Origin of the sequence: Kribbella sp. NPDC003505 (assembly GCF_040610875.1) — a bacterium.
GTDB lineage: Bacteria > Actinomycetota > Actinomycetes > Propionibacteriales > Kribbellaceae > Kribbella.
The window spans coordinates 276,069-299,481 of sequence record NZ_JBEXNA010000005.1; the positions used below are offsets into that span (position 1 = coordinate 276,069).

Below are 23,413 nucleotides of genomic sequence, written 5' to 3' on the forward strand. Positions count from 1 at the left end.
CTCAGACGTCGCGCCGGGCCACCGGCGGCCGATGAGCGGCGGCGATCAACTGCACGAGCCGGGCCACCGGCAGCGGCTTCCCCGGATCGGGGTGCTGCTTCGCCTTGGACAGGTACGGCGTCACGTACGCGGCCGTCTCCGGTTCGAATCGCCAGCTCTCGCTCAGCGGACCGACGTCGACCACGTCGAACCCGAGCATCCGGATCAGGTCCGTGGCCGCGGCCTTCGCCTCCACGTCGTCGCCGGCGATCGGCAGCGCGCTGCGATCCGGCGCGTCGGCCGGCCTGGCCAGTGTCACGATGTTCCGCGCGGCGATGTTGTTGAACGCCTTCACCGTGTGGGCTTCGGGCAACCGTTCCTGCAGGAGCTGCGCCGTCGTCACCACCTCGCGGTCGAGCCGGTCGATCCGGCCGTCACGCCGCGGGTAGTAGTTCATCGTGTCCAGCACGACCTTGCCCGCGAACGGCGCCACCGGCAGCTCGGCGTACCGTCCGAGCGGGATGCTCACGAGCACCCAGTCCCCCGCCCGGGCGGCCTCGTCGACGGTCCCGGCCTGGACGCCGAGGGTGCGGGCCTTGTCCGCGAGGCTCTCGGGGCCTCGTGAGTTCGCGATCACCACGTCGAGGCCCGCGTCGACAGCGAGCCAGGCCACCACCGACCCGATGTTCCCGCTGCCGATGATCCCGAGCGTCGCCACGGCGCCTCACTGACCTCGCGGCGCGGCGAGCAGCTCCTGCAGCGGTTCGCGGATGCCGTCGGCGACCGCGAAGACGCCACGGGACTCGGGCGAGTGGCCGGTGCCGTCGAGATCCAGGACGGTGACACCGGCCTCGCGGCAGATCGCCACGCCGGCCATCGTGTCCCACGGCTTGTTGGAGAACATGATCAGCGCGTCGAAGTACCCGTTCGCCGTCCAGGTCAGCGCGGTGGCCGCCGTACCGATCATCCGGAGGCGCTGCACCCGCGGGTACAGCCGCTGGGTGAGGGCGATCCGGTCCGCGTTCACCTGGTCCGCGTTCGGCCCGACGGCATAGTCGCCGACGGCAACCAACGCGTCGGACAGGTCGGTGCACTCGCTGCCCCGGATCGGTTTCCGGTCGCGGGTCGCGCCCAGTCCCTCGGCGGCGGCGTACGTCGTACCGAGCACCGGGTGGTCGATCACGCCCGCGACGGCGCGGCCCTCGTGGATGAGGCCGAGCGAGATCGCCCACAGCGGTACGCCGTGGATGAAGTTCACCGTGCCGTCGACCGGGTCCAGCACCCAGCGCGTGCCGTCGGTGGCGCCGCCCTCCTCCTCGCCCAGCACGCCGATCTCCGGCGTCTCCCGCTCGAGGAAGGCCCGCACCTCCCGCTCGACCGCGAAATCCACCTCGGAGGCCATGTCCCGGTCCCCCTTGACCGTCAGCTCCCCCGGCGCCATCCGCGCGGTCACCTCCCGCCCACGCTCGACCGCAGCCTCGGCAACCTTCAACAACTTCGCAAGATCCACACCAGGAACCTACGTGCAAGCCCCCAGTCCGCGCCCCCAGCGGTCCACCAACCGAGCTCGGGCAAGGCCTAGTTCGCGGCGTCTGCGGCGCCAGGCAGCAGCTGCCGCGACGCTGCCGATTGCCAGTGCGCCGACCGCGGCTGCCTGGCCGATCTTGATCGGGCAGCCGCTGGCGCAGTCGGGGATGGGGTAGGGCTGGCCGGGGTTCAGCTCGTGGGTCTCGTCGGCGGAGACGTACGCCTCGTCGGCCGGGAACGGGAAGCCCTCGGGGTTCAGCAGGCGGTACCAGTACAAGTCGTCCCAGGCCTTGCGCCGGCACGTCACGTTCACCGACGGCGACTCGTACGGCGTCGGCCCCAGCTGGCCGATCGGCAGATGGTCCTCGTTGTAGACCGTGACGTGCCCGTTCGGGTCGTTCATCGTCACAGCGGGATAGCGTGCGTCCAGCCCCATACACCGCAGTATGGGGGCGGACTCAGGACGCGGCCAGGCCTCGGAGCTTGAGGTCCACGACGGTCGGCGCGTCGGCCTGCGAGTGCTTGTCGCCGGCGGCCACGACGGTCGCGACCTCCTGGTCGATCTTGTCCAGCCGCTGGTCGATCTTGTCCAGCCGGCGCTGCATCAGGTCGACGAACTCCGCGTTCTCGACCACGCGCGCGCTGGTGATCCGCGAGTACTCCTGCGCGACCTGTGCGCGCTCGTCGGAGTGGGCCAGCCGCTCGACCAGCAACTGGTGGCGGAACAGGAAGGCAGCAGCGATCGCGACCAGAGCTGCACCGACTGCGGCGGCCCGGAGGATCCAGGCATTCTGCGAGAAGAGCGCGATACTCACGCCCAGGCAGACAACGATCAGAGATGCGTTGGCAACGGTGAGAACTGTGGTCCTGGTTCGACGGCGGCTACCCCTTGACCCCATGGGTCGTCATGTTAAGGGGTCTCGTCGGGGTCCTCGGGAATCCGACACGCGCGTTCGAGCAACAATCCGGCCGTGACGACCAGCACCGAGATCACCGCCGCTGCTCCGGCCATGATCACCCGGTTACGGGGCCCCGAAGAGCCCATCGCTTGCAGGAAGCTTAACGCGAACCCTGCGTACACACCGGTGCACAACGCGCCGACGAACGCGCTTGCCTTGCCGATCATCAACAGGAAGACCGCCCGCGACGGTTCGATCCGCTCCCGGCGCACCTGGATCCGCTGATGCGTGTTGCGCGCGGCGGCGAACAGCAACGCGGCCAGGAACGCCCAGGCGATCAGCGTCAGCCACGACACCGCGGGCGCCACCCCGCCGCCGGACTCGATCGCCTTCACCAGCGTGACGCCGACCGCGACGCCGAGAACGGCGATCGCGACCAGCAGCCGCCGTGACGTCGGCCGCACCGAACCCGGAGGCGGGCCCTGACTGTCGTCCCGGGGCGCCCGGCCGGGCTCGGTACCGCCGGACACCACTACTGCAGCTCGATGTCGAGCTTGGTCACGCCGTCGGTTCCGACCTTGGCGAGCAACTCCGCGACCGGGCCGTGGCCCGGCAGGACGGCGTCCCGCTCGATGTCGAGCCAGGGCGCCAGCACGAACGCGCGCTCGTGCGCCCGCGGGTGCGGGATGGTCAGTTCCTCGGTCTCGATCGTCTTCTGCCCGTAGGTGATCAGGTCGACGTCGAGGGTCCGCGGCGCCCCCGGGACGCTGCGCTCCCGGCCGAACGCCTGCTCGACCGCGTGTGCGCGCTCCAGCAGCAGGTCGACGGCCAGCGTGGTGTCCGCGAGCAGGACGATGTTCAGGTACGGACCGGACTCGTCCGGGCCGCCCACGGGTTCGGTCTCGTACACCGGCGAGACCTCGACCACCACGACGTCCGGGGTGTCCCGCAGCGCGTCGACCGCGCCCTGCAGGTTCGCCTCACGGTCGCCGAGATTGCTGCCGAGCGACAGGATCACCTGGCGGATCGGCTTCAGGCCGCCGCTCAGGGTGTCCGCGTCGATGACGTGGGGACTAGGGGTCTCAGTCACGAGGATTCTCCGGCTCTGCGCTGCACGGTCAGGACAACGTCGTCGAACGGCACCGTGATCGGCGCCGAGGGTTTGTGGATGGTGACCGCCGCCGCTGTCACCCGCTCGTCGGCGAGACAGAGATCGGCGATCCGCTGGGCGAGGGTCTCGATCAGGTCCACCGGGTCGGTCTCGATCGCCTGGTGCACCTGCTCGGCCACCACCCCGTAGTTCACGGTGTCGGCCAGGTCGTCGGAAGCCGCCGCGGGCCGGGTGTCCAGCTCCAGCCGGACGTCCACGACGAACTCCTGTCCGTCGGCCCGCTCGTGGTCGAACACCCCGTGGCGCCCGAAACCGCGGATGCCCCGGATCTCGATCACGTCAGGGGACGGGGATACGGGACCGCTCATTCCGCCTCCTCCTGTGGGCCCCCAGACGACAGTACCGGTGAGGCATGGTGGATCCACAACCGCCAGCCGCTGGAAGTTCTGCGGAAAACGTTGGTCGAGAGCGCCTTCCCGCCCGCGAACCCGTCCTCCGGGGCGCCCTCGCCCGAGGACAGCACGTTCTCCGTGCACGTGACGTACGCCACGTCGCCGTCCACCCGCACCTGCACGTCGGTGAGGAAGAACTGGATGTACGGCGTGTTCGCGAAGATCATCGCCCAGGCCCGCATCATCTCGGCATACCCGGAAATGGCCGCGTTTCCGGGATGGATGCAGACCGGGTCCGGCTCCGGCAGCCAGACGGCCGCCATCAGGTCCAGGTCGCCGGCCTCGAACGCGTTGTAGAAGGCGGTGTTGGCCTGCAGCACGACGTCCTCCACCGTGGCGCCGGCCGGGCCCTTGGGCGCGCCGTCCTGCCGCGGTCCGTCCGTCATACCGTTCCCCATCTCTTCGCCACCCGGACCGCGTCCGCGTTCGGTGCCACCGCGTGGGCCCGGACACACCAGGCACCCGCGGCGGCGGCCAGGGCGGATACGGCCACGCTCGCGTCGTCTCGTCGTACGGCCGGTCTGGGTTCACCGGTGTGCTCGTCGGCGAGCAGCCTACCGAGGAACGTCTTCCGGGACGCACCGATCAGCAACGGTCTTTCCAGGACGGCGAATTCCCGCAACCGGCGAAGAATCTCCCAGTTGTGCTCCGCGTTCTTCGCGAAACCGAGGCCGGGGTCGAGGGCAACCCGGTTCAGGTCGATGCCCGCGCGGCTGATCACGTCGAGGCGTTCGCCCAGCTCGGCGATCACCTCCGCGACCACATCGGCGTACTCGGCCTTGTTCTGCATGTCGATCGAGTGCCCGCGCCAGTGCATGCACAGGTACGGCGTGCGGCGCTCGGCGACCAGCGGGAGCATGTCCGGATCGGCCTGGCCGCCGGACACGTCGTTGATCATCGTGGCGCCGGCGTCGAGGGCCAGCTCGGCGACGTGCGCCCGCATGGTGTCGACCGAGATGATCGCGCCTTCCGCGGCGAGGGTCTCCACGACCGGGATCACCCGGCGGATCTCCTCCTCCGGCGAGGGCCGGACGGCACCCGGGCGGGTGGACTCACCCCCCACGTCCAGCAGGTCGGCGCCCTCGGCCAGCAACTCCCGGCCGTGCTTGATCGCGGCACTCGGCTCGAACCACTCGCCGCCGTCCGAGAACGAGTCCGGTGTCACGTTCACCACACCCATGACGAGGCACCGGTCCAGGACCGGCAACCCGTCGACGTGACCCCACGGCTCAGTTCTCACCCACACACCGTAGTAGCCCCCGCCCCCAACCGGACAACCAGCCGCGTTTCCCCTCCCCGACCCATTTGGCTGGCTACCCAGCCACCTGGTGGGTTCTGCACCCTCATTCCGGGTGACAAACCCCCCATTTCGCTGGGTAGCCAGCGAAATGGGGGTGCGTCAGCCGGCGAGGACCAGGCGGGACTTCGTCGCTTGGAGGACCGGTGCGATGGGTTGTGCGTACGACTCGTTGGTCTGGCCGTACTTCTCCAGGCACTTTCCGTCGATCAGGGCCGCGCCACTGGTGATGCCCTGCGCGTAGTTCCCGGTCATGCTGGCGCCGCCGGAGTCGCCCGCCTCGACGCAGGCGGTGTGCTGGAACAGCCCGCGGACGACGCGGTTGTTGCCGTAGTTGACCGTCACGTTCCGCGCGACGATCCGCCCGCAGGTCCACCCGGTGCTCTTGCCCGACTTGCACAGCGTCGAGCCGACGGTGGCGTCCGCGATCCCCTTGACCGCGACGTTGCCGTTTCCCCAGCCCTCGACGTACCCCTGCTGGTCCCAGCCCTCGATCACGCCGACGGACCCGAAGTCGTGGCCCGGGAAGCTCGAGGTGGAGGTGTTGCCGAGGATGTACCCGTTGCGGGAGAACGACGGCCTGCCGGACGTGCAGTGCCCCGCGGTCAGGAAGATCCGGTTGCCCTTGCGGGTCTTGGCGTTGAACCCGAGCGAGCACACGTACCCGGTGTTCTTGTCGACCTGGACGCCGCCGCGCAGGCTGAAGTCGTCCGCGGTCGGCCGGACCGAGCCGGACACCCGGCGGACCGTGACCCGGTCGCCGTTCGACTCGGCGCGGGCGAGGAAGCGGTTGGTGATCGAGTCGTGCGCGGTCCGCGGCACCGACACCACCACGGTCCCGGAGACCGGATCGACGTACCAGGACCGGACCTTGCCGGCGCTGGACCCGGTGGCGAGCCGGTTCAGCTCGCCCTGGACGGCGTTCAGCTGGCGGGCCGTGTACTTCACCAGGCGCGGGATCGCGCCGATCTGCCGGACCAGCGCGGCCGTCGACAGGTCCGACACCGCGACGACCAGCTCGCCGCCCTCGTCGTAGTAGCTGCCCACGAAGCCCTCGTCGGAGCCGAGCTCGGACTGCAGGGTCTCGGCGACCAGCGGGTCCACGGTCGGCTTCGCGGCCTGATGACCGGCCTTGGCCCGCGTGTCCGCGGTGGCCCAGTTCGCCGCGACCAGTCCGCCTGCCGTCAGGACAGCGACCCCGGCCAATGCGGCGCCGACCCGGAAACGCCCCGACATCCTGTCCTCCTCACACCGGCACCTGGTCCCCGTTGGCCAAGACGCCACTACGGAAAGTAAACGTTCAGCGACAGAATGTCCATAGTGCCGGACTCTCAAACGTCAACGAGGTCACGGGTCCCGGGGCTACGGGCCTCAGCCGACGATCAGGCTCATCGCCTCGGCGCGGGTGACCGGGTTGCGGAGCTGGCCGCGGACGGCCGACGTGATCGTCTTCGCGCCCGGTTTCCGGACGCCGCGCATCGTCATGCACAGGTGCTCGCACTCGATCACCACGATCACGCCGCGCGGCTGCAGGATCTCGACCAGGGATTCGGCGATCTGCGTGGTCAGCCGTTCCTGGACCTGCGGCCGTTTCGCGTACACGTCGACCAGCCGGGCGAGCTTGGACAACCCGGTCACCCGGCCGTCCCGGCTCGGGATGTACCCGACGTGCGCGACGCCGGTGAACGGCACCAGGTGATGCTCGCACAGGCTCCAGACCTCGATGTCCTTCACCAGGATCATCTCGTCGTGCTCGAGCGCGAACGTGGTCGTCAGCACGTCCTCGGCGCCTTGCCCGAGGCCGGCCGTGATCTCGGCGTACGAGCGGGCCACCCGGGCCGGTGTGTCCTGCAGACCCTCGCGGTCCGGGTCCTCGCCGATCGCGATCAGCAGCTCGCGCACGGCCCGCTCCGCCCGCTGGTGGTCGAACTTCGGTGACGTCATCCCTGGAACGCTACCGGCACCCTTAACGGCGAACGCCGCCACCCGGACGGGTGGCGGCGTTCAGCTCACTGCTTGCTGGTCACTTGCTGGACGGCGGGGTCGGGCCGCTGCCGTACTCCGGCGGGCGGATCGCCTCGTCGGGGCCCACCGAACCGCCCGGCAGCACGTCGGACAGCGAACCGTTCTGCTCGGCGTGCGACCCGTTGACCGGCATCACCGGCGGCTGGTCGGACGGCACCCGGGTGGACGAGCCGGTCCAGGCCGGCCGCCGCTCCCGCTTGATCACCGGCTCGAACACGCGGGCGATCTGGTGCTTGTCCAGGGTCTCCTTCTCCAGCAGCTCCTCGACCAGGTGGTCCAGGACCGCCCGGTTCTCGACCAGGATGTCGAACGCCTCCTGGTGCGCGTTCAGGATCAGCTTGCCGACCTCCTCGTCGACCGCGGCCGCGATCTCCTCGGAGTAGTTCCGCTGGCTGCCCAGGTCACGGCCCAGGAACGGCTCGCTGCTGTCCTGGCCGAACTTGATCGCGCCGAGCCGCTCGGTCATGCCGTACTGCGTGACCATCGCCCGGGCCAGCGCGGTGGCCTTCTCGATGTCGTTGCTGGCGCCCGTGGTCGGGTCGTGGAAGACCATCTCCTCGGCCGCCCGGCCGCCGAGCATGTAGGCCAGCTTGTCGAGCATCTCGGAGCGGGTGGTCGAGTACTTGTCCTCGTCCGGCATCACCATCGTGTAGCCGAGCGCGCGGCCGCGCGGCAGGATCGTCACCTTCTGCACCGGGTCGGAGTGCGGCAGCGCCGCGGCGACCAGGGCGTGACCGCCCTCGTGGTACGCGGTGAGCACCTTCTCCTTGTCCGACATCAGGCGGGTCCGGCGCTGCGGGCCGGCGATCACGCGGTCGATGGCCTCGTCCAGCGCGCGGTTGTCGATCATCTGCGCGTTCGAGCGGGCGGTCAGCAGGGCCGCCTCGTTCAGCACGTTGGCCAGGTCGGCGCCGGTCATACCGGGCGTCCGGCGGGCGACCGCGGTGAGGTCGACGTCCTGCGCCATCGGCTTGCCGCGGGCGTGCACCTTGAGGATCTTCTGCCGGCCGGGCAGGTCCGGCGCGTCGACGGCGATCTGCCGGTCGAACCGGCCGGGCCGCAGCAGCGCCGGGTCGAGCACGTCGGGCCGGTTGGTGGCCGCGATCAGGATCACACCGCCGCGGACGTCGAAGCCGTCCATCTCGACCAGCAGCTGGTTCAGCGTCTGCTCGCGCTCGTCGTGACCGCCGCCGAGGCCCGCGCCGCGGTGCCGGCCGACGGCGTCGATCTCGTCGATGAACACGATCGCCGGCGCGTTCGTCTTGGCCTGCTCGAACAGGTCCCGGACCCGGGAGGCGCCGACACCGACGAACATCTCGACGAAGTCCGAACCGGAGATCGAGTAGAACGGCACCCCGGCCTCGCCCGCGACCGCACGGGCCAGCAGGGTCTTACCGGTACCGGGCTGGCCGTAGAGCAGCACGCCCTTCGGGATCTTGGCGCCGACGGCCTGGAACTTGCCCGGCTCCTGCAGGAACTCCTTGATCTCCTGGAGCTCCTCGATCGCCTCGTCGACGCCCGCGACGTCGGCGAACGTGGTCTTCGGGGTGTCCTTGGTGACCAGCTTGGCCTTCGACTTGGCGAAGCTCATCACCCGCGAGCCGCCGCCCTGCATCGAGTTCATCAAGAAGATGAACACGACCGCGATCAGCAGGAACGGGATCAGCGTGGAGAACACCTGGCCGATGAAGCTCGGCTTCGGGTTCTCGACGTCGTACCGCTCGATCTTGCCGTCCTGGAACAGCGTCTGCAGGTCGTTCCCGAGCGAGTTGCCCTGGCCGTCGACCCAGTGCGCCCGGAGCTTGGTGCCGTCGGTCTTCTCGACCCGGATCTCCTGGTCCGGGTCGATCAGCGTCACCGTCTTGATCGTCTTGTCGCTCGACGACTTGGCCTGCTGGATCAGCTGCACGACCTGGCCGGTCGGCTCGGTCTTGTACCCGGTCGAGCCGGTCAGGAGCTGCCCGATCACCAGCACGCCGAGGAAGGCGACGACGATCCAGAACAGGGGTCCGCGGAAGATGCGCTTCACGTCCATGATCGGGGCCCAGGCCCCGTCCCTCCTAGCTCGGCAGGCCCGGGTGTCGCGGGCTTGTGACGGTAATACCAGTCCAAGTGTCTCGTGCCGCACAAGACAACACAGCACGAGGGTCACCAATGGACAGTACGACCCGTTGTACAGGCCGTCACCAAGTCTGCCCGAAGCCTAGACCGGGGCGGTGGAGCGGGGAAGGTATCGGCGGAGCTCAGGAATAGACGTGCGGGGCGAGCGTGCCGACGCACCGCAGGTTCCGGTACTTCTCGGCGTAGTCCAGTCCGTACCCGACGACGAACTCGTCCGGCAACTCCAGGCCGACGTACTTCACCGGGACCCGCATCTTCGCCGCGTCCGGCTTCACGAACGCCGTGCACAGCTCCAGCGAGGCCGGCTTGCGTGACTCCAGGTTGCTGACCAGCCAGCTCAGCGTGAGACCGGTGTCGATGATGTCCTCGACGATCAGCACGTGCCGGTTGGTGATGTCGGTGTCCAGGTCCTTCTGGATCCGCACGACGCCCGACGACTTGGTCCCGGAGCCGTACGACGAGATGGCCATCCAGTCCATCTCCACGTGCCGGCTGAACGACCGGGCCAGGTCGGCCATCACCATCACCGCGCCGCGCAGGACGCCGACCAGCAGCAGGTCCTTACCCTCGTAGTCGGCCTCGATCCGAGCTGCCAGCTCGCGCAGCTTCGCGAGGATCTGCTCCTCGGTGTAATGGATCTTGGTCAGGTCCTTCTCGATGTCCGCCGCATCCACGCGGTCAGCCTGTCACATCCGGGCCGAGGATGATGAATCCGCCCTTGCGGATCGCCCGGACGCCCTGGGGCAGATCGATCCAGCGCTGGCCGCGCCAGTCGGTCACCAGCGCGTCGACCGACGCCACGTGGCCGGCGGTCAGGTCGGTGGCGCGGCAACCGGCTTCGAGCGCGGCCTGCCGCAGGACCCGCGTCCGGATCGCGGCGGGTTGGTCCTCGAGTACGCCGACGTCGCTGCGGACCTGTCCCTCGGCGCGGCTCAGCGCGGTCTCGGCCACGTCCGCGGCGAGCTGATCGAGCGCGTCCGCGTCCGCCCGGAGCAGTCCCGCCGTACGGGCCAGGGCCTCGACCACGCCGGGCCCCAGCGCCTCCTCCAGCACGGGCAGCACCTCGTGACGCACCCGGACCCGCGTGTACTGCGGGTCGTCGTTGTGCGGATCGTGCCACGGCCGCAGCCCCGACGCGATACACGCAGCCGCCGTAGTGGCCCGCGGCACCTCCAGGAACGGCCGCCGCAGCAACCCCATCGCCGGGGCCATCCCCGCCAGGGACCGCGCCCCTGACCCGCGGCCCAGCCCGAGCAGCACGGTCTCGGCCTGATCGTCACGCGTGTGGGCCAGCAGCACCACATCCGCGGCCAGCTCGTCCGCCACATCCCGCAGTGCGTCGTACCGAGCCGTGCGAGCAGCGCCCTCCGGGCCGCCCTCGGTACCCACCTCGACCTCACGGACGAGAACAGGGTCGAGCCCGAGCCCACGGCACTGCTCAGCGGCCGTCTCAGCGACATGCGACGAGTCCGGCTGCAGGCCGTGGTCCACGATGACCGCACCGGCCCGCAGACCGAGCTTGGGTGCCTCGAAGGCGGTAGCGGCCGCCAGAGCGAGCGAGTCCGTCCCACCGGAGCAGGCGACCAGGACCGTCGTGCCTTGCGGCAGCTCGGCCAGCGTGGCGCGGACGGCCTCCCTGGTACGGGCGACGGCCGGGTGCAGTTTCCCCCGCCGCTGCTCGACCAGGTGCTCAGCCGTGAAGTCGGGCGACCCAGGCATCGGGGTTCGCGATCTCGTTCTTGGTCGGCAACGTGTTCGGGCCGGTCCAGACCCGGTTGAAGCCCTCCATCCCGACCCGGTCGACCACCCGGCGGACGAACGCGGCGCCGTCCTTGTACTGCCGCAGCTTCGCGTCCAACCCGAGCAGCCGCTTCAGCAGCTGGTCCACCGGGTTGCCGCTCGCGCGCCGCGACGAGAACTTGGACCGGATGGTGTCCACGGTCGGAATGACCGACGGCCCCACCCCGTCCATCACGAAGTCGGCGTGGCCCTCGAGCAACGACATGACCGCGGTCAGCCGGTCGAGCACGGCGCGCTGCTCCGGCGACTGCATCAGGTCCACCAGGCTGAGCTCGGCCTCACCACGCACCGACCTGCCCAGGCGCTGCACCGCCTCCCGGAACATGGCGGCGTACGCCGAGGCGTCCAGCTCGGCCTGGTCCAGGAACAGGGCGATCTCCGAGCGCAGGTGGTCCCGCAGCCACGGCACTGCCGTGAACTGCACCCGGTGCGTCTCCTCGTGCAGACACACCCACAGCCGGAAGTCCCGCGGTACGACGCCTAGCTCGGACTCCACGTGCATCACGTTCGGCGCCACCAGCAGCAGCCGACCGGTCAGACCCGGACGGTCCGGGTCGGGCTGCGCCGGGTAGAAGGGATCGAACTGGCCGAGCACCCGCGACGACAGGAAGGCCAGCAGCGCGCCGGCCTCGATCCCCGTCACCCGGGAACCGACCGCGGACGACAGGCCGGGAGTCCGGTCCGCCTTCTCGCGCAACTTGTCCGCGAGCGGCTGCAGCACGGTCCGGAAACCGTCCGCATTCGCCTGCACCCAGCCGGGCCGGTCGACGATCATCACCGGGGCCGTGGCCGAGGTGGCCTGCAGCCCGGTGAACTCGCGGACGTGGCCCTCGGACTCGGTCGCGAACTGACGCAGCTCGGCGACCACCTGGTCCGCCTCCGCGCGGCTGACCGCCGGGCCTGGGCGCAGCAACTTCCGCGCCACGCCGGTCGCCAGCTGCCAGTCGACCATCTCGGCCGTGGTCCCGCCTTCCGCCGTACTCATACAAAGACCCTAGTGGTATGTCCCAACATGCGCCCCCGATCAGCAGCCGCAATTGGCCAGCGCGGCGGTTGCACGGTCCAGCGCGGCGCGCGCGTCCAGCGTCTTCGGGACCGGCACGCTGTCACTGGCGATCGCGAACACCAAGAGCGTGCCGGAGCGGTCACGGGCGTACCCAGCCAGACTGTGGACCCCGGTGAGCGTTCCTGTCTTCGCGCGGACCATACCGGTCCCAGTGCCCGTCCCTGCGGTGGTGAATCGCTCCCGGAGGCTCCCGTTGAAGCCGGCCACCGGCAGGCCGGACAGGAGGTGCCGCAGCTCCGGATGGTCCTTGGACACGGCTACCCGGACCGCACCGGCAAGCAGGTCGAGCGGGACCTTGTTGGCGCGCGTCAGCCCGCTGCCGTCGTAGATCCGGGCCTTACTGACGTCCAGACCGAGCTTGGTCAGCGTGGCGCGGAGGCCCTGGACACCGCCGGCGTACGAGCCGCCGTTGCCGGTCGCGATGCCGACCTGCCGTAGCAGGACCTCGGCGCCGTCGTTGTCGCTGTGGAGGTTCACGTACTCGACGATCTGGCCGAGCGTGGGCGACTTGACTTGTGCGAGCGGCTTGGCAGCGGTGGGCGCCTTCGTAGCCCTGATGGTCGCCGCGACCTTGATGCCGTACTGCTGCAGGAGCTTCTGGAACGACGTGGCGGCGGTCTGCGCCGGGGAGGTCGACCGCTTGGCCATGCCCGGCGACAGGCGTCCCTCGTTGACCCACAGCGCGGAGGTCGGGGCGGCGATGCCCTCGGGGACGTAGTTCGCCTCCCAGTTCGCGTTGATCGCCGGCCCGGAGAACAGCGACGCGTCGTACCCGAGAGTCACCGAGGCGACGCCCTGAGCCTTCAGGGCCTTGGCGGTGCTCGCGGCCAGTGCTTGGAGGGTGGCTCGGGCCGGGAAGCCGTCACTCGCGGAGGGCTTCGCCGCCAGCAGCGGGTCGCCGCCGCCGACCAGGACGATCGAGCCCTGGCCGGCGCTCACCACCTTGGTCGCGAAGGTGTGCTCCGGTCCGAGGTTCGCCAGCGCCGAGACCGTGGTCAGCAGCTTGAGCGTGGAGGCCGGTGTGTACGGCGTGGCGGCCCCGATCGAGAACACCGGCTTGGCGCGCGACGCGTCGTACACGTAGATGCCGTGGTGCGGGCCGAGCGACGGGTCCTTGAGGACCGCCGCGAGCGCCTTGCCGACGCCGGCCGCGGTCGGTGCGGCGCCTTCGGTGGTTGCCGGCGCCAGAACGGCCGGTGCCTGCGCTGCGGCCTGCCGCGTGGTCTGCGCTGATCCGGGGACGGCGCGCGCGCTGCTCACCAGGCCGGCGCAGAGCGCCGTGGCGAGGAGCGTGACGAATGCCGCACGGGCAGGTCGGGCCACCGGGCTGCTCCTGTCATTCGGTCGGTCGGAACCGTGACAGTATCTGCCGTATGGAGTTCGACGTCTTCATCGAGATCCCCAAGGGCACCCGCAACAAGTACGAGCTGGACCACAAGACGAACCGTCTGCGGCTGGACCGGACGCTGTTCACCGCGACCCAGTATCCGTCCGACTACGGGTTCATCGAGGACACCCTCGGCCAGGACGGCGACCCGCTCGACGCCCTCGTCCTGCTCCCCGAGCCGACCTTCCCGGGCTGCCTGATCCGCTCCCGCGCGATCGGCATGTTCCGGATGACCGACGAGAAGGGCCCGGACGACAAGGTCCTCTGCGTCCCGGCCGGCGACCCGCGCCAGGAGCACCTGCGCGACATCCACCACGTGCCGGAGTTCGACCGCCTGGAGATCCAGCACTTCTTCGAGGTCTACAAGGACCTCGAGCCCGGCAAGTCCGTCGAAGGCGCCACCTGGGTCGGCCGCGCCGACGCCGAGGCCGAGATCACCGCCTCCTTCGAGCGCCTGAAGACCCAAGGACACTAGGCTCTGTCTGGTAATTCAGCGCCGTCGCGAGGAGGTGCTCGGTGCGGTGCATCGGCGTGCGGGGGCGAAGGTCTCGATGCGGAGCATCGTGGCCTTTGCACCCGTGCGGCGAGGTGCCGTGCCGAGTGCCCCGCAGTAGGCGCTGGATTACCAGACAGGGCCTAGGCGTTTCTCAGTCGCCTGACACGCGGCGGAGCAGGCTGAGCAGCGTCCTGCGCTCCGCCGCGGTGAGCGGCTTCAGCAGGTCCGTCTCGGCGGCGTGGATGAGCTCGTCCATCGTGGTGAGCTGCCGCTCGCCCGCCGCGGTGATCGCGACGATCTTGCGTCGCCGGTCGGCGGGGTCGACCCGCCGCGCCAGGAACTCCAGCTCCTCGAGCTCGTCGAGCAGCGTGACCAGATCGCTGCGGTCCAGCCCGATCCGGTCCGCGAGCGTCGCCTGCGCGGCCTCCCCGTCGTCGGCCAGGCTCGCCAGCACGTGGTAGTGCTGCGTCCGGACGCCGGCCTCCGTCATGTGCTGCCGGACCAGCCGCTGCGCGTGCTGACTCGCCCGCCCCAACGCCCAGAGCGCGTGGTCGGACAGCCGGTGGTTCGGCGACTTCTTCACCGCACCAACTCTATTGGCACCGGCCGCCTGCGGCGTTATCGTGGGAATCTCCCATTATTTATAACTCCCACGATATGGAGTACCCACCATGCGCGCAGTGCGCTTCCACCGTCACGGCGGTCCCGACGTCCTGCAACTCGACGAGGTCGCCGTCCCCGAGCCCGCCGCGGGCCAGGTGCTGATCCAGGCCGAGGCGATCGGGGCGAACGCGATCGACACCGTGCTCCGCCGCGGCAACTCCCCCTGGGACCGCCCGCTCCCCGGCATGTTGACCGGCGATGTCGTCGGCCGCGTCGTCAAGCTCGGCCCCGGCACGCCGCCCGCCCTTCTCGGCCAACGGGTCAGCGCCTTGTCGGAGGACGCGTTCGGCGACTACGCGGCTGCCGACGCCGCGTTCCTCGCACCGATCCCCGACGACGCCGACGCGGGTGCGGCGACGATGATGTCGATGACCGCCCCGCTCGCCCTCCGGCTCCTCGAAGCGGGCCGCCTCCCGGCCGGAGGCAGTGTCCTGATCCATTCCGCCGCCGGCACCGTCGGCCACCTCGCCGTCCAGCTCGCCCGGTCGTTCGACCCCAAGACGATCATCGGTACGGCGTCGTCGCCCGCCCGCCTCGACTTCATCCGCGACTTCGGCGCCGAACCCGTCGACCTGACCGCCGACGACTGGCCGGACCGGGTCCGCGCGATCGCTCCTCAGGGCCTCGACACGGTCCTCGACGCGATCGGCGGCACCGTCTTCGCGCAGGGCCTCGACCTGGTCAAGCCGCTCGGCACGATGGTGTCGTACGGCGCGATCACCACCGAGGTCCCGATGATCCCGGCGCTCGGCCTGCGCTCGCGATCGGTGACCGGGGTCTCCTTGTACGGCTGGCAGCAGGCCCGCCCGGACACCGCGCGCGCCGACATCGCCGAGGTCACCCGGCGCTGGCAGTCGGGCGAGCTCCGCCCGGTCGTACACGCCACCCACCCGCTCGCGGAAGTCGCCCGCATCCACGAAATCCTCGACGCCCGGGCCAATCTCGGCCGGCTCGTCGCGACGCCCTGAATAGAATCGCCCGGTGGAGCTTCGGCAGTTGCGGTACTTCGTGGGCGTCGCCGAGGAGCTGCATTTCGGCCGGGCCGCCGAGCGGCTGTACATCTCCACCCCTACCCTCAGCCAGCAGATCAAGCAGCTCGAGCGCGAGGTCGGCACCAGCCTGCTGATCCGGCACAGCCGCGGCGTCGAGCTCACCTCGGCCGGGCAGGTCTTCCTCGCCCGCGCCCGGGAGACGATCCAGGCGGCCGGCCTGGCGCTGAAGGACACGCGCCGGGCCGCCGGCCTGGACGAACCGGTCCTCCGGCTCGGCCTGCTGAACGGCATCCCCGGCTGGCTCCCGGCCGCCCTCGAACAGCTCGCCGCCGAACGCTTCCCGGCCGGCACGGTCACGCTGGAGGCCGGCACCACCACCGACCAGCTGCGGATGCTCGGCGCCGGCGAGATCGACCTCGGCCTGGTCCGCACGCCGGTGACGTTGCCGCCGGCAATGACGTGCCAAGAGCTCGCCGACGAGGAGCTCGGCGTCCTGCTGACCGCGACGCATCCACTCGCCGCGGAGCCCGAGCTGACGCTCGACGACCTGACCGGCCTCGAACTGATCTGGATCCCGCGCGCGGCCGCGCCCGAGTTCTACGACGACGCGATCCGCCGGATCGGCACCGGCGTACGGCTGAGCGACATCAGCATGAGCCACTCGCAGCTGCGGTCGGCCCTGCTCGTCCGGCGCTCCGCGATCAGCCTCGGCTCCCGTCGCGCCGCCACGCCGGACATCGTCTGGCGACCGCTCGCGGGCCGGCCGCTGGTCGCCCGGTACGCCGCCGTGTGGCGCACCGACTCGGCCAATCCCGTGCTGCGGTCGATGACCGTTAGCCCCGGCCTAACGGTCGTTAGGCAACACGACGTGGTGGACTGATCCCCCCGGTGGTTGGCTCGAATCGTCAACCACCGAAGGAGAGACAAAGTTGCGGGAACACGTCGTGATCGTCGGCGGCAGCTCCGGTATGGGCCGCGCCCTCGCCGCCGAACTCGTTGCCCAGGGCAGCGAAGTCACCGTCGCCGGGCGATCACCGGACAAGCTCGACGACGTACGCCGGGAGCTCGGCGTCCGCACCGTCGCCATGGACGTCGGCGTCGAGCAGGACATCGAGCGGCTCTTCGCCGTCACCGGCAAGGTCAGCCACATCGTCACCACGGCCGCCGATGTCGGCGGCGCCTACCAGCCGATCGCGGCGTACGACGTCCGCGCGGCCCGCTCCGCGGTCGACTCCAAACTGCTCGGGCCGTTGCTGCTGGCCAAGCACGGCGCGCCGCTGCTCGAACCCGGCGGCTCGATCGTGTTCACGTCGGGCATCGCGGCGTACCGGCCGGGTCCCAGGGCCTCGTTGCTCGCGGCGCTCAACGGCGCACTCGCGTCGCTGGCGGCGGCGCTGGCGGTCGAACTCGCGCCGTTGCGCGTCAACGTGGTCTCACCCGGCTGGGTCGACACCCCGATCTGGCAGGACGTCGCCGGCGACGCGGCGCCGGCGACCCTGGCCGCGATGGCGGCCCGCCTCCCGGTCGGCCGGATCGGCCGGACCCAGGACATCGCGGCGGCGATCATCGCCCTGCTGCGCAACGGCTTCATCACCGGCACCGTTCTGCACGCCGACGGCGGACACCGGCTCGCCTAGGAATGGAGCGTCCCCGGCAATGCGCCGTTGCCGGGGACCACTGGATCAGGGGCGACCGAAGAAGTCCGGGGGCTCCCAGTAGTACACGCTGTCGATCTGCACCGGCTTGCCGGTCCGCGGCGCATGGATCATCCGCCCATTGCCGAGGTACATCGCGACGTGGTGGATGGTGCCCGGGTCGTCGGGGTCCAGCGACCAGAAGATCAGGTCGCCGGGCCGCAGCTCGTCCTCGTCGATGTGCTGGATCTGCTCGTACTGCGCGACGCTGTAGTGCGGCAGCTGGACGCCGGCCTGCTCCCACGCGCCCATCGTCAGCCCGGAGCAGTCCCATCGGCTCGGGCCGGTCGCACCCCACAGGTACATGTCGCCGAGCTGCCGCATCGCGAAGTCGATCGCGGCCTGCGCGCCCTTCCGGGTGCCGTCGTTGCCGCCGTCGTTGCCGCCGTCGTTGTCGCGCGGCGGGGTCGGCTTGTGGCGCTTCGGCGGGTTCTTCTTGCCGCTGTTCTGCTTCTGCTTCTGGTCCTCCTCGCGCTGCTCGCGCGCCTTCTCGGCGGCTTCGCGCGCCGCCTCGGCCGCCTCCCTGCGCCGCTCGGCGGCCTCCCGGGCGGCGATCCGGCGCTTCAGCTCGGCGGCCTTGCGCGCGGCCAGCTCGGCGGCGCGCTGCCGGGCGAGCTCCTCGAGCCCGCGCTGCCGCTGGGCGGCGACCTGGACCGAGATGTTCTGCAGGGTGGCGAGCTGCGTGATCGACTGCTTGCGCTGGACGCCGATCGCGGTCACGGCGGCCGACTGCGCGGCCTCCGCGGCCTCGGCCGCCTTCTTCGCCTTGGCCGCCTCGTCGGTCGCCTTCTTGACCTTCACGACGGCCTGGTCGGCCTGCACCTTGAACAGGTTCGTCATCACCTCGGTGGCCGTGAACCGCAGGTACGAGCCCTGCATCGCCGACGACACCGAGTGGGCGGTCCCGGCCGAGTCGAGGAGCTCCTGCGGGCCCTCCGCGGTGAACAGCGGAGCGAGCTTCGCCACGTCACCGCCGCCCTGGTACGACGCGGCGGCGAAGCGACCGATCTGCTGCCGCTGGGCGGCAAGCGTCTTCTGGGCCTCGGCGGCGCGGGCCGCGGCGGCGGCCGCCTCGGCCTTGGCCTGCTGCAGCCGGTAGACGGCGCCGTTGTAGGCCTCGTCCGCAACACCGGACTGGACGCCGAGCTGCTCCAGCCGCGCGGCGGCGGCAGCGAGCTGACGCTCGATCGCGGCGACCTGGGCGGCCTTGGAGGCGGCGGCCTGCTTGGCCCGCTCGACGGCGGCCTTGGACGGAATCACCGGCGGCTTCGGCTTGGCGGCCTCGGCCGGGAGGGTAGGCACGGCCATGGCACCGGCCAAGCAGATCGCGAGCACCCCGGAGAGCAGCACCTTGCCTGCTCTGCCGGTCTTCCCAGCACTCGTGACCCGCCCGCCGGACGTGGCCCTGAGGGGCGTCCGCATCGGGATGGTTCCTTCCGCCGGTCACGAACCCCTTCCCCAGGGTTCGTGAACTTTTGGTCCTCCTGGACCACATACGTGACACTAGTTGCCTGCAGCCCCATTGGGAACAGTTTTCACAGAAGTATCTTTGTTTCACCCGTGTGTCGACTTGACAAACTACAAGCTTGTAATTCCGTGAGTCCGCAGGTGGGCGCACGAAAACGCCCCTCCGGCCGGCGCCGGAGGGGCGTTTCTGCGAGCTGCTCGGTTCAGCTCAGGACGAACGAGGCGACCACCGGCAGGTGGTCCGAGGCCGGCGTCACGGGGACGGCGGCCTTGGTCGGGCGCAGGCCCGCGCTGTGCAGCTGGAAGTCGATCCGCTTGGTCGGGTTGTCCGCCTCGATCGTGTAGCCGGGGCCGCTGCCGACCTCGTCCCAGGTGTCGGCGTACACCGCGGTCAGTGTCTTGATCTCGGGCTTCTCGGGCGTCGCATTCAGGTCGCCGACGAGCAGCGTCGGGGTCTTGGAGCCGCTGAGCAACTCGACCACCTTCTGCGCCTGCTCGAGCCGCTCGGCGTTGTTGTTGCTGGTCAGGTGCGTGTTCGCGAACCGCAGCTTGGCGCCGCGCACCGTGATGTCCGCCACGGCCAGACCGCGCTGCTCGCCGGTCGGATAGAGCGGCAGGAGGGTGTTCTCGAAGTCCTGGATCGGGTACTTCGACAGGATCGCGGTGCCGTACTGACGCCGCGGCTCGCCCGGGTTCAGCGGCGGCAGGTCGAGGTTGGCGGCGTACGCGTAGTGCATCTTCAGCCGCTGCGCGAACCAGGCCGGCTGGTCGACCCAGTTGCTCCGCTCGGCCCAGTGCCGGTCGACCTCCTGCAGCCCGATCACGTCGGCCCCGGACTGCTCGATCAGGGCGGCGATCCGCTCGAGGTCGAGGACGCCGTCGATCCCGGCGCCGTGGTGGATGTTGTACGTCATGACGGTCAGCGGCCGGCCCGGACGACCCGCGTCGGGCTGAGCCGCGGCAACGGTGGGGACCACCATCAGCAGTCCGGCGAGAACGGTCAGCAATTTACGCATGACCATATCCTTCCGGAAAACCGGCGACACCCGCGCGACGAGCGGGTGTCGCCGGTTTTAACGTCAGTGCACGAGGCGGCCGACGGCGCCGTTCGCGCCGGAGGCCCAGCAGCCGGCGTTGATTCCGTGCCCGGCGCATTCGACGCTGTCGAAGCTGCCGTCGTAGAACTGCTTCCAGCTGCGGCCGCCGTCGAAGCTGACGTCGCTCCCGGACGGGCCGACCGCGAGCACGGTCGTCGGCGACCACGGGACGAAGTGCGACCCGCTCCGGTACCCCTTCGGCGCCTTGTCCGCCGGCACCAGCTGCCAGGTCCGGCCGCCGTCGGAGGTGACGGACGCGGCCTTCACGGCCTCGGTCGGCTTCAGGAAGTCACCACCGACCGCGACGCCGAACAAGCTGTTCCGGAACGCGAGGCTGAAGATGCCGGCCGCTGCGCCGCTGGCCATCGGCGAGTCCGCGACCGTCCAGTGCCGGCCGCCGTCGACGGTCCGGAACACCCGCGGCCGGTCGCCGCCGCCGCTCGCGAACCACGCCGTCCGGCCGTGCCCGGCGACCAGGCAGGTGCCGCTGGCCGCGAACGCGAACTCACCGGGGAGCGCGGCCGGCATTCCACCGCCCGGCTGCACCGTCCAGGACTTCCCGCCGTCGGACGTTGCGGCGATCCGGAACTTTCCGTCGACCGGATCGCTCAGCGCCAGGCCGTGCTTGTCGTCGTTGAACGCGATGCAGTCGTAGAACGCGTTCGCGTCCGTGTTCCGGAACGTTTCCGTCCAGGTCTTTCCGCCGTCAACCGTGCGGTACACCCGGGAGTCCTCGCCGGTCCCGATCGTCAGTGCGACCGCGCGCCGCGCGTCGAACGCCTCGACATCGCGGAACTGCAGCGCTTCGGCGCCGGCCGGGCTGACGTTCTGCCAGTGCTTCCCCCCGTCGACCGTCCGCAGCACGGTCCCGCCCGACCCGCCCACCCAGGCGACGTCCTTGCTGACCGCCGCGAGTCCACGGAACTGCGCCGTGGTCCCGGTCGGTGTCAGCTCCCAGCGGTACGACGATCCGCCGTGAGCCTGGGCGGGCACGACCTGACCCATCAACAACAGACCTCCTGCCGCCAAAGCGGCCACACGCAGGATTCTCATGCGCCGCAATCTAACGGGCGGTCAGGCTGTCGTCAGCTGGAAAGACTGTGTCGTTCCTCCGTTGCAGGTGAGTTGGACGAGTTGGGTGCTGTCGACGACCGAGCCGTTGGGGACGGTCAGGCATTTGCTGCTGAGCCGGCTGACGAAGTGGAAATAGCCGCCGGCTTCGGAAACGGCCTGCCACTGCTGGTTGTTTCCGCCGCCGTACGTCCACAACTGCAGGCCTGTGTTGTCCGCCGCGGAAACGCCGGTCACGTCGATCACCTTGGTGGCGTCGTTGCGGTTGTTGACCCGCGTGAAACCGCTGGACGTCGGCTGGAACTGGAACTGCTGCGCCTGCGTGCCGTTGCAGCTGTACTGCTGGATCACGGTGCCGTTGGCGGTCCCGGCCGCGCGGGCGTCGACGCATTTGCCGTTGGCCTTGTTCGCGATCGAGTACCACGAGGTCGGCGACGGCTGGTCGGCCGGCGGCGTCGTACCGGCGCCGCCCAGCCACTTCAGCGCGTCCATCATGAACTGGTTCTGCGCCGGGCTGTCGAAGGTCGACGAGAGCCGGGTGTTGGTCTCGTAGTTCATCGCGTTGTGGCCGAAGTTCGCGTAGATCATCTTGTAGTTCTTGTTGGTCCAGATGATCGGGTAGTAGCCGCTGTACCAGGACTGGTTCGGGTCGGTGCCGACCGGGAAGCTGGAGGCGTCGATCGAGGCCAGGATCTGGATGTCCGGGTTGTTCCGCAGGTCGTTCTGCCAGCTGTACCACTCACTCACCGAGGAGCGGAACGTCGCGCCGGTGTTCGCCAGGGACGGATGCGAGCGGTTCTCGGTCCGCAACGTGACCGCGGTCGGGCCCCAGGTGTTGGACTGGAATCGGCCGGTGCCGAGCAGCGTGTTGTTGAACCACGGCCAGCCGCCGCTCGCATCGTTGTACGCCGCGACATGGAAGCCGAAGAACGCGCCGCCGTTGTCCAGGTAGTTCTTGAACCCGTTGCGCTGGGCGTCGGTGTGCGGCGAGTCGTCGAGGAACATCACCACCTGGTACTGCGAGGCGGTCAGGTTGTTGAGCTGGTCCCAGTTGTTCGTCGCGGTGTAGGTGAAGCCGTTCTGCGCTCCGAACTCGGGAAAACGCTGGTTGGCCTCTTTCTCGAAGTCGATGTGGGCGGCGTCCCAGGTCCCGCTGTAGAAGGCGAGCACCTTGAACGTCGCCTGGACTCCGGCGACCGCGGTCGAGGTCAGGCCGCTGATCAGCAGCACCAGGGCGAGGACGAATGCGGGCAGGCGAAATCGATCGGAAAGCATGGGGGCGGACCTTTCCGTAAGAACGCTCTGTAAATTTCAGGACTTAAATTAACTCCCGATCAAAGCCCTGTCCAGAGCTCATCGCCTGACTGCCCAGAACGCTCAGCAACCGCAACTTCTCGGCGCTCTCGCTGCCCGGCTCCGCGGTGAACACGATCAGCGTCTGCTGCTGGTCCCGGTTGTCGATCAGCTCGCAGTACAGCTCCAGTTCGCCGACGACCGGATGCCGGAACCGCTTGGTCCGGCTGTGCGCGACGACCACCTCGTGCGCGTCCCAGATCTCGGAGAACTCCGGGCTGCTCTTGCGCAGCGCGCGGACGATCGAGGCGGCGTACGATTTCGGGCCGTCGATCGTCGCGACCGTGCGGAGCATGGAGACCAGCAGACGGCTGTGCGTCGACAGCTCGGGTTCGGCGTACAGCGCCCGCGTCTCGGGATGCACGAACCAGCGGTAGACCTCGCTGCGCTCCATCCCGTCGAAGTTGGTCAGCTCGCCGGCGAACGCGACGTGCGCCGGCGTCTGCGCGACGACCTCGCCGCACCGGTTCAGCAACAGCGCAGGTGTGTCGTGCAGGCGGTCCAGGATTCGCAGCATGCCGGGGTCGACGTGGCAGGCCCGCGTCGCGCGCGGCGGCGTACCGTGGCCGGCCAGCAGGAACAGGTGGTCGCGCTCTTCCAGCGTCAGGCGCAGCGCCCGCGCGATCGCGCCGAGCATCTCGACCGACGGCTGCGGGCCGCGTCCGCCCTCGAGCCGGCTGTAGTAGTCGGCCGACATCGACGCCAGTGCCGCGACCTCCTCGCGGCGCAACCCCGGCGTACGGCGGCGCCGCCCGCGGGGCATGCCGACGTCTTCGGGCTGCAGGGCCTCGCGGCGTTTGCGCAGAAAATCGGACAGGTCGGCGTACTCCATGCCTCCAGTGTCCACGGGCCCCGGCGGTTAACCACTGCTTGCCGAGCAGTGGCTGAGCACAGCCTGGTTGCTCACGGCATCCGA

26 protein-coding genes are annotated in these 23,413 nt (G+C 69.9%); 4 read left to right on the forward strand and 22 right to left on the reverse strand.

Going from position 1 to position 23,413, the window contains the following annotated elements; all coding sequences use genetic code 11:
- Nucleotide 1 precedes the first annotated feature (1 nt).
- From ABZX12_RS19255 to dacB, 16 genes are all read right to left on the reverse strand, one after another.
- Nucleotides 2-697: an NAD(P)-binding domain-containing protein gene (locus tag ABZX12_RS19255; RefSeq protein ID WP_355694792.1), complete on the reverse strand. Its 696-nt coding sequence runs from the start codon at nucleotides 695-697 to the stop codon at nucleotides 2-4.
- 6 nt (nucleotides 698-703) lie between these two features.
- Nucleotides 704-1,489 carry an inositol monophosphatase family protein gene (locus ABZX12_RS19260; protein ID WP_355694794.1) on the reverse strand — a complete coding sequence of 262 codons (786 nt, stop codon included), beginning with the start codon at nucleotides 1,487-1,489 and terminating at the stop codon, nucleotides 704-706.
- 9 nt (nucleotides 1,490-1,498) lie between these two features.
- A complete protein-coding gene (locus tag ABZX12_RS19265; RefSeq protein ID WP_355694796.1) occupies nucleotides 1,499-1,942 on the reverse strand; it encodes a hypothetical protein in 444 nt (147 codons plus the stop codon).
- A 22-nt stretch (nucleotides 1,943-1,964) separates the two neighbouring features.
- Nucleotides 1,965-2,321, reverse strand: a complete 357-nt coding sequence (locus tag ABZX12_RS19270) for a hypothetical protein (RefSeq protein ID WP_355694798.1) — start codon at nucleotides 2,319-2,321, stop codon at nucleotides 1,965-1,967.
- Between the two features lie 95 nt (nucleotides 2,322-2,416).
- Complete coding sequence (locus tag ABZX12_RS19275; RefSeq protein ID WP_355694800.1) at nucleotides 2,417-2,935, reverse strand: DUF3180 domain-containing protein; 519 nt, start codon at nucleotides 2,933-2,935, stop codon at nucleotides 2,417-2,419.
- Between the two features lie 2 nt (nucleotides 2,936-2,937).
- Nucleotides 2,938-3,495, reverse strand: coding sequence for a 2-amino-4-hydroxy-6-hydroxymethyldihydropteridine diphosphokinase (gene folK, locus ABZX12_RS19280; protein WP_355694802.1), 558 nt, complete (start codon nucleotides 3,493-3,495; stop codon nucleotides 2,938-2,940).
- Nucleotides 3,492-3,884, reverse strand: coding sequence for a dihydroneopterin aldolase (folB, locus tag ABZX12_RS19285; protein ID WP_355694804.1), 393 nt, complete (start codon nucleotides 3,882-3,884; stop codon nucleotides 3,492-3,494). The genes folK and folB overlap by 4 nt, the downstream gene beginning before the upstream one ends.
- Nucleotides 3,881-4,354: a nuclear transport factor 2 family protein gene (locus ABZX12_RS19290; protein ID WP_355694806.1), complete on the reverse strand. Its 474-nt coding sequence runs from the start codon at nucleotides 4,352-4,354 to the stop codon at nucleotides 3,881-3,883. Before ABZX12_RS19290 ends, folB begins: the two co-directional genes overlap by 4 nt.
- Nucleotides 4,351-5,148 (reverse strand): dihydropteroate synthase, encoded by a 798-nt coding sequence (folP, locus tag ABZX12_RS19295; RefSeq protein ID WP_355695444.1) that lies wholly within the window; start codon nucleotides 5,146-5,148, stop codon nucleotides 4,351-4,353. Before folP ends, ABZX12_RS19290 begins: the two co-directional genes overlap by 4 nt.
- Before the next feature lie 219 nt (nucleotides 5,149-5,367).
- Nucleotides 5,368-6,501 carry a S1 family peptidase gene (locus ABZX12_RS19300; protein WP_355694808.1) on the reverse strand — a complete coding sequence of 378 codons (1,134 nt, stop codon included), beginning with the start codon at nucleotides 6,499-6,501 and terminating at the stop codon, nucleotides 5,368-5,370.
- Between the two features lie 135 nt (nucleotides 6,502-6,636).
- The gene (gene folE, locus ABZX12_RS19305) at nucleotides 6,637-7,209 is read right to left on the reverse strand and encodes a GTP cyclohydrolase I FolE (protein ID WP_355694810.1); all 573 of its coding nucleotides are present in this window, start codon (nucleotides 7,207-7,209) and stop codon (nucleotides 6,637-6,639) included.
- Between the two features lie 79 nt (nucleotides 7,210-7,288).
- Nucleotides 7,289-9,325 carry an ATP-dependent zinc metalloprotease FtsH gene (ftsH, locus tag ABZX12_RS19310; RefSeq protein ID WP_355694812.1) on the reverse strand — a complete coding sequence of 679 codons (2,037 nt, stop codon included), beginning with the start codon at nucleotides 9,323-9,325 and terminating at the stop codon, nucleotides 7,289-7,291.
- Between the two features lie 208 nt (nucleotides 9,326-9,533).
- Complete coding sequence (gene hpt, locus ABZX12_RS19315; protein ID WP_355481903.1) at nucleotides 9,534-10,085, reverse strand: hypoxanthine phosphoribosyltransferase; 552 nt, start codon at nucleotides 10,083-10,085, stop codon at nucleotides 9,534-9,536.
- 4 nt (nucleotides 10,086-10,089) lie between these two features.
- Nucleotides 10,090-11,130 carry a tRNA lysidine(34) synthetase TilS gene (gene tilS / locus ABZX12_RS19320; protein WP_355694814.1) on the reverse strand — a complete coding sequence of 347 codons (1,041 nt, stop codon included), beginning with the start codon at nucleotides 11,128-11,130 and terminating at the stop codon, nucleotides 10,090-10,092.
- The gene (locus tag ABZX12_RS19325; protein ID WP_355694816.1) at nucleotides 11,102-12,196 is read right to left on the reverse strand and encodes a zinc-dependent metalloprotease; all 1,095 of its coding nucleotides are present in this window, start codon (nucleotides 12,194-12,196) and stop codon (nucleotides 11,102-11,104) included. The genes tilS and ABZX12_RS19325 overlap by 29 nt, the downstream gene beginning before the upstream one ends.
- 39 nt (nucleotides 12,197-12,235) lie before the next feature.
- Nucleotides 12,236-13,600, reverse strand: a complete 1,365-nt coding sequence (gene dacB / locus ABZX12_RS19330) for a D-alanyl-D-alanine carboxypeptidase/D-alanyl-D-alanine-endopeptidase (RefSeq protein ID WP_355694818.1) — start codon at nucleotides 13,598-13,600, stop codon at nucleotides 12,236-12,238.
- 50 nt (nucleotides 13,601-13,650) lie between these two features.
- Here dacB and ABZX12_RS19335 point away from each other — a divergent pair, with 50 nt between their 5' ends.
- Nucleotides 13,651-14,139: an inorganic diphosphatase gene (locus ABZX12_RS19335; RefSeq protein ID WP_355694820.1), complete on the forward strand. Its 489-nt coding sequence runs from the start codon at nucleotides 13,651-13,653 to the stop codon at nucleotides 14,137-14,139.
- 172 nt (nucleotides 14,140-14,311) lie between these two features.
- Here ABZX12_RS19335 and ABZX12_RS19340 read toward each other — a convergent pair whose 3' ends face one another.
- Entirely contained in the window at nucleotides 14,312-14,743 is a 432-nt protein-coding gene (locus ABZX12_RS19340) for a MarR family winged helix-turn-helix transcriptional regulator (protein WP_355694821.1), read from the reverse strand.
- An 88-nt stretch (nucleotides 14,744-14,831) separates the two neighbouring features.
- Between ABZX12_RS19340 and ABZX12_RS19345 the strand changes: the two genes are divergently transcribed.
- From ABZX12_RS19345 to ABZX12_RS19355, 3 genes are read left to right on the forward strand one after another with little or no spacing between them, the layout of a single operon-like run.
- Nucleotides 14,832-15,791: a zinc-binding dehydrogenase gene (locus tag ABZX12_RS19345; protein ID WP_355694823.1), complete on the forward strand. Its 960-nt coding sequence runs from the start codon at nucleotides 14,832-14,834 to the stop codon at nucleotides 15,789-15,791.
- Nucleotides 15,792-15,804: 13 nt separating this feature from the next.
- Nucleotides 15,805-16,695 carry a LysR substrate-binding domain-containing protein gene (locus ABZX12_RS19350; protein ID WP_355694824.1) on the forward strand — a complete coding sequence of 297 codons (891 nt, stop codon included), beginning with the start codon at nucleotides 15,805-15,807 and terminating at the stop codon, nucleotides 16,693-16,695.
- A gap of 49 nt (nucleotides 16,696-16,744) precedes the next feature.
- Nucleotides 16,745-17,452, forward strand: coding sequence for an SDR family oxidoreductase (locus ABZX12_RS19355; protein ID WP_355694826.1), 708 nt, complete (start codon nucleotides 16,745-16,747; stop codon nucleotides 17,450-17,452).
- A gap of 45 nt (nucleotides 17,453-17,497) precedes the next feature.
- Here the strand turns inward: ABZX12_RS19355 and ABZX12_RS19360 are convergent, their stop codons facing one another.
- From ABZX12_RS19360 to ABZX12_RS19380, 5 genes are all read right to left on the reverse strand, one after another.
- Nucleotides 17,498-18,931 (reverse strand): C40 family peptidase, encoded by a 1,434-nt coding sequence (locus ABZX12_RS19360; RefSeq protein ID WP_355694827.1) that lies wholly within the window; start codon nucleotides 18,929-18,931, stop codon nucleotides 17,498-17,500.
- A 248-nt stretch (nucleotides 18,932-19,179) separates the two neighbouring features.
- Nucleotides 19,180-19,992 carry an endonuclease/exonuclease/phosphatase family protein gene (locus ABZX12_RS19365; RefSeq protein WP_355694828.1) on the reverse strand — a complete coding sequence of 271 codons (813 nt, stop codon included), beginning with the start codon at nucleotides 19,990-19,992 and terminating at the stop codon, nucleotides 19,180-19,182.
- Between the two features lie 63 nt (nucleotides 19,993-20,055).
- On the reverse strand, nucleotides 20,056-21,126 hold the full coding sequence (locus tag ABZX12_RS19370) for an oxidoreductase (protein WP_355694830.1): 1,071 nt from the start codon (nucleotides 21,124-21,126) through the stop codon (nucleotides 20,056-20,058).
- Between the two features lie 21 nt (nucleotides 21,127-21,147).
- Entirely contained in the window at nucleotides 21,148-22,419 is a 1,272-nt protein-coding gene (locus tag ABZX12_RS19375) for a ThuA domain-containing protein (RefSeq protein ID WP_355694832.1), read from the reverse strand.
- A gap of 43 nt (nucleotides 22,420-22,462) precedes the next feature.
- Nucleotides 22,463-23,329, reverse strand: a complete 867-nt coding sequence (locus ABZX12_RS19380; RefSeq protein WP_355694833.1) for a helix-turn-helix transcriptional regulator — start codon at nucleotides 23,327-23,329, stop codon at nucleotides 22,463-22,465.
- Between the last annotated feature and the right edge of the window lie 84 nt (nucleotides 23,330-23,413).